Origin of the sequence: Enterococcus sp. S183_ASV_20, assembly GCF_018919685.1 — a bacterium.
Taxonomy (GTDB): domain Bacteria; phylum Bacillota; class Bacilli; order Lactobacillales; family Enterococcaceae; genus Enterococcus; species Enterococcus faecalis.
In genome coordinates this window covers 239,014-247,553 of the sequence record NZ_JAHLRI010000001.1, presented here as the reverse complement: position 1 = coordinate 247,553, position 8,540 = coordinate 239,014, and the positions used below count along the sequence as shown (strand labels likewise).

Below are 8,540 nucleotides of genomic sequence, written 5' to 3'. Positions count from 1 at the left end.
TGTCTCTTCGTCCGAATATCAGCGCTGCTTGCTTTAAAATATCATTTTCCATTTCTAATTGCTGGTTTCTTTTACGTAGTTCTAACAATTCTTTTTGTTCAGGCGTAAGATTATCTTTTTCTTTGAATGAACCACTCGTTTTAGATTGCTTTACCCATTTGTCAAATGCTGAAGCCGTTAGTTCATATTCTCGAATGATTTCTACACGTGGCTTTCCAGCTAAGTAAATATTGACTATTTGTTGCTTGAATTCTTGTGAAAAAGTTCTTCGTGTTCTCTTAGATATAAAAATTCCTCCTGGTATGTTTTCTTCTAGTCTACACACCTTAATTTTTCTGTCTAGTTAATTGTAGCCTATCCAGTGCTTCTGCCGGAGAAAATCAGATCCGAGGATGCTCATTGTCAAGGGCAATCGGAGCCATAACACCGCAGCATTCACAACACCTTATAATTTTTGTCAAAAAAAGTGTTGCCATTCCAATAGATGAAATTCTTCAATTGAGAGTGTAAAATATTTTGTGTAAATAGAAAAAAGGAAGTCCCTTCTGTAGAATAGAGTTACCACAACACATTCACAGAAAAGAGGACTTCCATATGAACGATTTTACTACAGAAATTCTAAAGACTCTAGCGAACAAAGGCGATTTGAATGAATTATTAGTTGCTTTAATTATTTATAAATAACTATAATGCTTTTATTATAGTATCGTAAATAGTTTATATGAATACATTAATTGTAAAAATGGTGGATGGCTCTGAACGATTAACAATATTTTTTTGTTTTGACTATCATTTTATTGTTCAGAAATAATTTATTGCACTTTTTGAGGTAAATAGTTTAGAATTATTTTAATATAAGTACTTCAGATTTAATAAAGGAGAAATATCTAATGAAAAAAATTGATTTAATAAATATGATAGGTATGTTAATAGGGATATTAGTAAATATAGTAATTTTCACAGATTGGCTCGGGGTGTTATTTTCTAATCTTATTCCCATACTTATTATAGGCATTTGTGGAATTATACTTTCAATATTAGAACTTTTTGAAAGCAGAAATACAATGAATAGAATATTTGCTTGTATTATATTAATTGTTAATCTATTGCCTATGGTCTATTTTACTTTTTTATATTTTGCACTGGGATGAAATAAATTAACCAAAAGTTTCTTTTTCTTATAATGTGTATCAATATTAAAACTGAAAAAGATATGGATAATAGGATCAAAGCCCTCATTGGAACACTCAATATATTATCAGATTTAAATTTCAAATAGATAATTTCATTTTTTAGTAATATCGAAAGATACTTTTTTAATGATGAGAGTGTAATGTAAACCGTGTAAGTAACCATTAATCCTAGGCAGGTGGTTGCTTCGCGGTTTTTCTTTTTCTACAATAAGATCAAGAGGTGATTACACGATGGCTAGAAAGAAAAGAAATCCTGATGCCGAAAAGTTAGCTGAATCCATTCTGAATGCCTATCAACCTGAATCTGTCGATGACATGCAAGATGCTTTGAAAGATGTGTTTGGGCCCCTTTTTGAAAAAATGCTTCAAGGAGAATTGAATAATCATTTAGGTTATGATGCCCATTCTAAAGAGCCTAAGGAACACGATAACCGTCGAAATGGCTATGGAACTAAAACGCTTAAAACCAGTTTTGGTGAAGTAGCTATTGATGTTCCTAGAGACCGGGAAGCTTCCTTTGAACCAGAGTTAATTCCTAAGAGAAAACGAGATGTCTCCGACATCGAAGGGAAGGTTCTTTCCATGTATGCACGAGGAATGAGTCAACGAGATATTGCCGCAACCGTCGAAGCTATCTATGGCTTTGATATTTCCCATGAAATGATTTCAGATATCACTGACGCTGTCCTTCCTGAATTGGAAGAATGGCAAGCCCGCCCCCTAGCAAAGTGTTATGCCTTTCTATTCGTTGATTGTATGTATGTTACTTTACGAGAAAATTATGAAGCCAAAGAATATGCTGTATACACCATTCTTGGCTATGATCTCAAAGGAAATAAGGAGATTTTAGGATTATGGTTAAATCAAACAGAATCTAAAAATCGCTGGATGCAAGTATTTGATGAACTGAAAGCACGTGGTGTCGAAGATGTCTTTTTCATTTCGATGGACGGTGTTTCTGGCCTCGAAGAAGGCGCAAAAGCGATCTTTCCATCGGTAATTGTTCAGCGCTGTATTGTTCATCTTGTTCGAAATGCATTGCGCTATATTCCAAGTAAGGACTATAAGGAAGTCTGCCGAGATATGAAAAAGTTCTACGGTGCTTCTTCTCTAAACGCTGCACATGCTGCTTTTGGCAGTTTTCAAAATCGGTGGTCTCATTATTCTGGTGCTGTAGATGTCTGGAAACGGAACTTTGCACATGTTGAACAACTATTTGATTATGGTAGTGCCATTCGAAAAATTATGTACACTACCAATGCGGTTGAAAGTGTCCACTCCAGCTTCAGAAAAGTCACAAAAAAAGGAGCGTTCTCTAATGAGAATGCACTCCTAAAACTACTTTATTTACGCACGAAAGAATTACACGCGAAGTGGTCAGGTGGTCGAATTCAAAACTGGGCTATGGTGCTTAAGCAGTTAATGATCAACGAGACCTTCTCCTCTAGAATGAAAAGTATGCGATTTACCTTCCGTAACAACGGTAGGTTTATTCAACTATGTGTCCGATCAAAATTTATCTGATTTCAAAATAGCCGAGAGAATTATGGTGGTTAAAAACTCTTAACTATTTAACTTCCACAGTTTAGTTGACAAACCCCAATTAGTTCTCTATTTTCACATACTATTTTCAATAGTGTGTTTTTTATTTATATTCTTAGTCAAGCTAACTGTATGAGTATTTAGTAAAGTTGTTTCTTTCAAAAATTCAGAAGTCTTATCACCTTGTATACCTAACCAAATCAGTGTCCAAGGTTCCTTTTTATCTGTATAATACTTCACTTTTTGACCTTGAAAAAAAAGAAAATATCGTGTTCTATAAGTTCAAAATGTTGAGCTTCTACTTCTAAGAATCCCTTACCAGATAAAACATAATGAAATATCCATTTTTGTTGAACTATATAATTACGAATAGAAGAATTGGGATGATAAGATTCATATCCGCATTGGGAAAGGGAAATTGGAGCAGAAACTGACTTATTATGATACCAAAAATCCTCCATTATTATCCTCCTTTATAGAACTAACTATGAAGAAAATACCATGTTTTAAGTATAGATTATCATGTTCAAATGGTCAAAAAAATCTATACTATAATTAGATAGCGCTTTCTAACTATTTTTTGAAGGAGTCAATCATAATGAGTGAGAAAATAATGAATACAATCCAGAATAAAGTTTTACCTATAGCTACTAAGATTGGGAATCAACGATTTTTAGTAGCGTTAAGAGATTCATTTATGGGTACGATGCCTGTAATAATGACAGGTTCGGTTGCAATATTATTAAATGCTTTTTTAGTAGATTTTCCTATGCAATTTGGCTATGAGAAGATTACTGATTATTTTCAATGGTTAGTAGATATAAATAATTTGATATCAAAAGGAAGCATTTCTATTGTTTCCTTACTGTTTATTTATTGTTTAGGAGTAAATATTGCTAAAATATATAAAACAGATACTTTGTCTTCAGGACTAGTCGCCCTGTCTTCATTTATTATTTCTATAAGTAATTCTATGACTTCAACTTATAATTTATCGAATAATAATAATATTGACTTAACAACACTATTTACTGATGTTGAGGGAATAACAGTTACAGGTAACAGTTTAAATGTGACTATATCAGGATTGTTGCCTGGTACACAAATTAATTCAAATGGTTATTTTACCGCAATAATCATAGGTTTTTTATCTTCAATTATTTTTTGTAAACTCATGAATAAAAATTGGACAATTAAATTACCTGATACAGTTCCTCCAGCTATCGCTAAACCATTTTTATCAATTATTCCGGCTTTAGTTTCTCTTTATATAATTGCTATTTTGACATTTTTGTTAAATAGAATTACAGGAAAAATTTTAACAGATGTAATTTACGAAATATTACAACGCCCTATGTTAGGACTTTCCCAAAGTTTTTTTGTTGTTATATTAGTTGCTTTCTTAGTTCAATTTTTCTGGTTTTTCGGTATTCATGGTGGAAATGTTATGGCACCTATTATGGAAGGTGTATTTGGAGTAGCGCTTTTAGTTAATTTAGAAGCTTATCAAAACAATGAAACTATTCCTTATGTTTGGACAAGTGTATCATACGGATCGTTTGTCTGGTATGCAACTTTAGGTTTATTAATTGCGATTTTTTGGGTATCAAAAAATAGTCATTATAAAGAAGTTGCAAAACTTGGAATTATGCCTGTTTTGTTTAATATTGGTGAACCAGTAATGTATGGATTACCTACTGTATTAAATCCTATTTTATTTATTCCATTTTTGTTATGTCCTGCTGTAATGTCTAGTGTGGCTTATTTAGTAACAGATTTTAAGTTGGGTTTCTCCAGTAACACAAAATGTAACTTGGGTAATACCACCGGTCTTATATGGATTCTTTTCGACAGGATTTGATTGGAGATCAATTATTTTATCAATTATTAATTTATTTTTAACCACGTTAATTTATTTGCCATTTGTTAGAATGGCAAATAAGAAAATTGGATAATTTTTAAGTAAGTCGTAGTTAGTGTGTATTAGAAGTATGATAAGCCTCATTTTTGATATATTAAGGAAGGAGAAGACATGCAAACGTTTGAGATAAAAGAAGAATTTTTGGTAGATGGAAAACCAACTAAATTGATTAGTGGCGCAATCCATTATTTTCGCATGACACCGGCACAATGGGAAGATAGTTTATACAATTTGAAAGCACTGGGTGCGAATACCATAGAGACTTATATTCCTTGGAATCTGCATGAGCCAGTGGAAGGCGTCTATGACTTTGAGGGCATGAAAGACATCGTTGCTTTTGTGTCATTGGCGCAAGAACTTGGCTTGATGGTGATTTTGCGGCCATCTGTCTATATTTGTGCGGAATGGGAATTCGGCGGGCTACCTGCTTGGTTGCTGAAAGAGCACGTGCGATTGCGTTCAACTGATCCACGATTTATTGCAAAAGTCCGTACTTATTTCAGTGTGCTTTTACCAAAATTAGTTCCTTTGCAAGTGACACATGGCGGACCAGTCATCATGATGCAAGTCGAAAATGAATATGGTTCTTATGGCATGGAAAAAGAGTATTTGCGGCAAACAAAACAGGTGATGGAAGAATTTGGCATCGATGTTCCGTTATTTACGTCAGATGGTGCTTGGGAAGAAGTGCTGGATGTGGGCACACTGATTGAAGAGGATGTTTTCGTGACAGGAAATTTCGGCAGTCATTCCAAAGAGAACGCTACAGTGATGAAAGCATTTATGGCAAAACACGACAAAAAGTGGCCGATTATGTGCATGGAATACTGGGACGGTTGGTTCAATCGTTGGGGAGAACCGATTATCAAGCGTGATGGCCAAGATTTAGCTAATGAAGTCAAGGATATGCTAGCCTTAGGTTCATTGAATCTCTATATGTTCCATGGCGGAACCAATTTTGGTTTTTATAATGGTTGTTCTGCTCGTGGTGTGTTGGATTTGCCACAAGTGACTAGCTATGACTACGATGCGCTATTGACGGAAGCTGGCGAGCCGACTGAGAAATACTTCCATGTACAAAGAGCCATTAAAGAAGTATGTCCTGAAGTGTGGCAAGCCGAGCCCCGCAGGAAAACATTTGGTTCTTTAGGAACATTCCCTGTGCAAAACAGCGTCTCACTGTTGGCGGTAAAAGACCAGATGATGACGGCCCAAGAAACGATGTATCCAATAACGATGGAAGAAGCAGAATCTGGTTATGGGTATATGCTTTATTCAGTAAACTTAAAAAATTATCATCACGAAAATAAGCTCAAAGTTGTGGAGGCCAGTGACCGATTGCATCTTTTTGCAGACGGTAGCCTGCAGACAATTCAATATCAAGAAAACCTTAGGGAAGAAGTGATGATCAAGGGTACGCCAGAGAAAGAATGGATTGAACTAGATGTTTTAGTAGAGAACTTAGGCCGAGTGAACTATGGCTTTAAATTGAATGGGCCGACACAAGTGAAAGGCATTCGTGGGGGAATCATGCAAGACATCCATTTTCATCAAGGCTATCGGCAATATGCATTGACATTGTCAGCAGATCAACTCAAAAAAATCGATTATACTGCCGGTAAAAATCCGGCCCAGCCTTCTTTTTATCAAGCTGAATTCACATTGACTGACCTCGCGGATACATTTATCGATTGCCGCAGCTATGGCAAAGGGGTGGTCATCGTCAACGGTATCAATTTAGGTCGTTACTGGCAAAGAGGACCGATTCATTCCTTGTATTGTCCGAAAGAGTTTTTGAAGAAAGGCACAAATGAGATCGTGATTTTTGAAACGGAAGGGATAGAAATTAATGAGCTCATCTTTTGTGGACAACCGATAGTCAAGAAACTTTTGACTAATGATTTTTCTGAAATAGGTTCAAATATCCATAACCATATAGACAGCTAGTTTAAATTTATTGCAGCAAACCAATCATTGTATGTGTCGCGATTTTTCCAAATCTCAATACTTATTCTAACGCATCACAAATATTTATCTCAACAAGTCTCGAATGATTTTTACTTTTCATTTATGGTTCAAGCAGTGAATAATTTACACTTTCTTTTGAGATTGACTTATATTCGCGATAAACATCCTAAATGATAGAGATAATTTAAGCATTTGATCGTTGATAAAAGGTATAATTATAGATTCATCACAGATACATTGCTTTTTTCGAAGAAACTATAAAAAATGAGAGTCTAGGTTATTTGAGAATATCAATTGAGCAAGTACAAATAACTCCAAATTTAGTAATATTCCTAATTGATTATTGGTGAGTAATTAAAAAGGAATACTCAAGCTACATGTATAGCATAGAAAATCAGCATTCAATCAGACAATTAGGATTGAATGCTGACTTTTTTGTTATATTGATATTTTCAATTATCTTCTTTATTTTCTTCTAGTTTTTCGAAAAATAGGTATTCTCTGATCGTTGTATTAGTGGAAAGGGGATAAAGGAGCATATTGATCGTGCAACAAAACAACAATGAGATATCTACACAACACCAATTTGATGCCTACTGTAAAAAAGTATTACGCAATGAAGCTAAGTCTATTCGAAAACGAAACGATAAAATAAAAGAAAATGAGGAACCATTAAATGATTTAAATGAAGGTAAGTATTCACAAACTCATTTAGATGAGCAAGATGTTTATTTCTTATTTGGAATGGAGATATTAATTTCAGATCAGAAGTTATCAGCAGCAATTGATCAGTTATCGGATACAAGGAAAAAGATTGTTTTACTTTATTATTTTGCAGGTTTTAATGATACTGAGATCGGTAAAATTTTCAACATGAGTACAAGTGGTATCTGGTATCAACGAACGAAAGCGGTTGAACAATTGAAAATGGAATATGGCTTATGGTAGACAAACAAAGGAACCAACATTACCCATTAGTTCCTATATCTATTATCTTATCTACTTTGAAAGAAGACCCAATTTCAATCAAAATGATACTTAAACATTACCACGGTTATATAACTAAGTTATGTTTAAAAAATGGATTTAATGAGGTGGGGCAATTTATTACCTATGTAGATGAATATATGCTAAGACAGCTAGAAATTAAATTGATAGAGGCTATATTGAAATTTAAAGTTAACTAATTAAAAAGTCCCCTTTCCACTTTTGCTATCTAAAAGAATCTTCTAATATTTGAGAGATATGTTTTTTAGTTAGAAAACCTATTGATCATTGAAAATTAAATAAATTCTATCAGTACGTTAACACTTCAAGGAGCATATTTTAGTTGCGCCATGATCTCTTATTGTAAAGAAGGAGCGATTAAAATTCTGAAATAGTTTTTATAGTCAATAAAAAGCGATGATTTGAAGTTGAAATAATGATACTTCCGTAAGGCTCGCCGTAAACTTGGGGAGAGGTGAAATTCCTATGTACTTTTGACAAAAGTGGCTGATAGATTAATTATTGTTAATAGAAAGGAAGAGACAATCATGTCGAAGAATAACAATAAAAGTAATTCATCAGAGTTAGAAAAATATTTGTTTCATCCAGAAAAGATAGAGGATTCTAATAATAAAATGAAGAGGATAAATCAACTACCATTAGTTTTAACGAATAAAGATTTAAAAGAACAATTTCAAATAAGTGATAGTACTTTAAACCGTCTTATAAAATTAGGTGATTTTCCAAGCTGCTGGTTTGGCATTAGAGGACATTACCTTAGAGATGACATTTTAGAATGGGTAAAAAAAGGAAATGAAGAATATTTTTGCGATCAGTTTCGTTTATTACGATTATTGTAGAATTTATCTTTTCGTCTGCATGTTGTATAATTATTTCATAGATAGAAAGATTTTCAAGCACTTCCGATT

Annotated in this window: 10 protein-coding genes; 7 read left to right on the top strand and 3 right to left on the bottom strand. The window is 33.7% G+C overall.

What is annotated here, in order from left to right; translation table 11 throughout:
- On the bottom strand, positions 1–286 hold a 286-nt coding region (locus tag KQI94_RS01195; protein ID WP_216454304.1), incomplete at its 3' end, for a transposase.
- Positions 287–890: 604 nt separating this feature from the next.
- Here KQI94_RS01195 and KQI94_RS01190 point away from each other — a divergent pair.
- Positions 891–1,151: a hypothetical protein gene (locus KQI94_RS01190; protein ID WP_002313174.1), complete on the top strand. Its 261-nt coding sequence runs from the start codon at positions 891–893 to the stop codon at positions 1,149–1,151.
- A gap of 273 nt (positions 1,152–1,424) precedes the next feature.
- The gene (locus KQI94_RS01185) at positions 1,425–2,717 is read left to right on the top strand and encodes an IS256 family transposase (RefSeq protein WP_002298157.1); all 1,293 of its coding nucleotides are present in this window, start codon (positions 1,425–1,427) and stop codon (positions 2,715–2,717) included.
- A gap of 93 nt (positions 2,718–2,810) precedes the next feature.
- Here KQI94_RS01185 and KQI94_RS01180 read toward each other — a convergent pair whose 3' ends face one another.
- Positions 2,811–2,975 (bottom strand): hypothetical protein, encoded by a 165-nt coding sequence (locus KQI94_RS01180; RefSeq protein WP_002298159.1) that lies wholly within the window; start codon positions 2,973–2,975, stop codon positions 2,811–2,813.
- The gene (locus tag KQI94_RS01175; protein WP_002360092.1) at positions 2,972–3,196 is read right to left on the bottom strand and encodes a hypothetical protein; all 225 of its coding nucleotides are present in this window, start codon (positions 3,194–3,196) and stop codon (positions 2,972–2,974) included. The genes KQI94_RS01180 and KQI94_RS01175 overlap by 4 nt, the downstream gene beginning before the upstream one ends.
- A 137-nt stretch (positions 3,197–3,333) precedes the next feature.
- Between KQI94_RS01175 and KQI94_RS01170 the strand changes: the two genes are divergently transcribed.
- The 5 genes from KQI94_RS01170 to KQI94_RS01150 all read left to right on the top strand — a co-directional run bounded on the left by KQI94_RS01170 (position 3,334) and on the right by KQI94_RS01150 (position 8,471).
- Entirely contained in the window at positions 3,334–4,596 is a 1,263-nt protein-coding gene (locus tag KQI94_RS01170) for a PTS transporter subunit EIIC (protein ID WP_002330923.1), read from the top strand.
- Between the two features lie 171 nt (positions 4,597–4,767).
- On the top strand, positions 4,768–6,603 hold the full coding sequence (locus tag KQI94_RS01165) for a beta-galactosidase family protein (protein ID WP_002369229.1): 1,836 nt from the start codon (positions 4,768–4,770) through the stop codon (positions 6,601–6,603).
- Between the two features lie 567 nt (positions 6,604–7,170).
- Entirely contained in the window at positions 7,171–7,572 is a 402-nt protein-coding gene (locus KQI94_RS01160) for a sigma-70 family RNA polymerase sigma factor (RefSeq protein ID WP_002297668.1), read from the top strand.
- Positions 7,566–7,811, top strand: a complete 246-nt coding sequence (locus KQI94_RS01155) for a helix-turn-helix domain-containing protein (protein WP_216454303.1) — start codon at positions 7,566–7,568, stop codon at positions 7,809–7,811. Before KQI94_RS01160 ends, KQI94_RS01155 begins: the two co-directional genes overlap by 7 nt.
- Before the next feature lie 348 nt (positions 7,812–8,159).
- Complete coding sequence (locus KQI94_RS01150; protein WP_002297662.1) at positions 8,160–8,471, top strand: helix-turn-helix domain-containing protein; 312 nt, start codon at positions 8,160–8,162, stop codon at positions 8,469–8,471.
- The last annotated feature ends 69 nt before the right edge of the window (positions 8,472–8,540 follow it).

Coding starts and splice junctions, on each gene's coding strand:
- KQI94_RS01190 (WP_002313174.1), top strand. CDS start 891: ATGAAAAAAATTGATTTAATAAATATGATAGGTATGTTAATAGGGATA.
- KQI94_RS01185 (WP_002298157.1), top strand. CDS start 1,425: ATGGCTAGAAAGAAAAGAAATCCTGATGCCGAAAAGTTAGCTGAATCC.
- KQI94_RS01175 (WP_002360092.1), bottom strand. CDS start 3,196: ATGGAGGATTTTTGGTATCATAATAAGTCAGTTTCTGCTCCAATTTCC.
- KQI94_RS01170 (WP_002330923.1), top strand. CDS start 3,334: ATGAGTGAGAAAATAATGAATACAATCCAGAATAAAGTTTTACCTATA.
- KQI94_RS01165 (WP_002369229.1), top strand. CDS start 4,768: ATGCAAACGTTTGAGATAAAAGAAGAATTTTTGGTAGATGGAAAACCA.
- KQI94_RS01155 (WP_216454303.1), top strand. CDS start 7,566: ATGGTAGACAAACAAAGGAACCAACATTACCCATTAGTTCCTATATCT.
- KQI94_RS01150 (WP_002297662.1), top strand. CDS start 8,160: ATGTCGAAGAATAACAATAAAAGTAATTCATCAGAGTTAGAAAAATAT.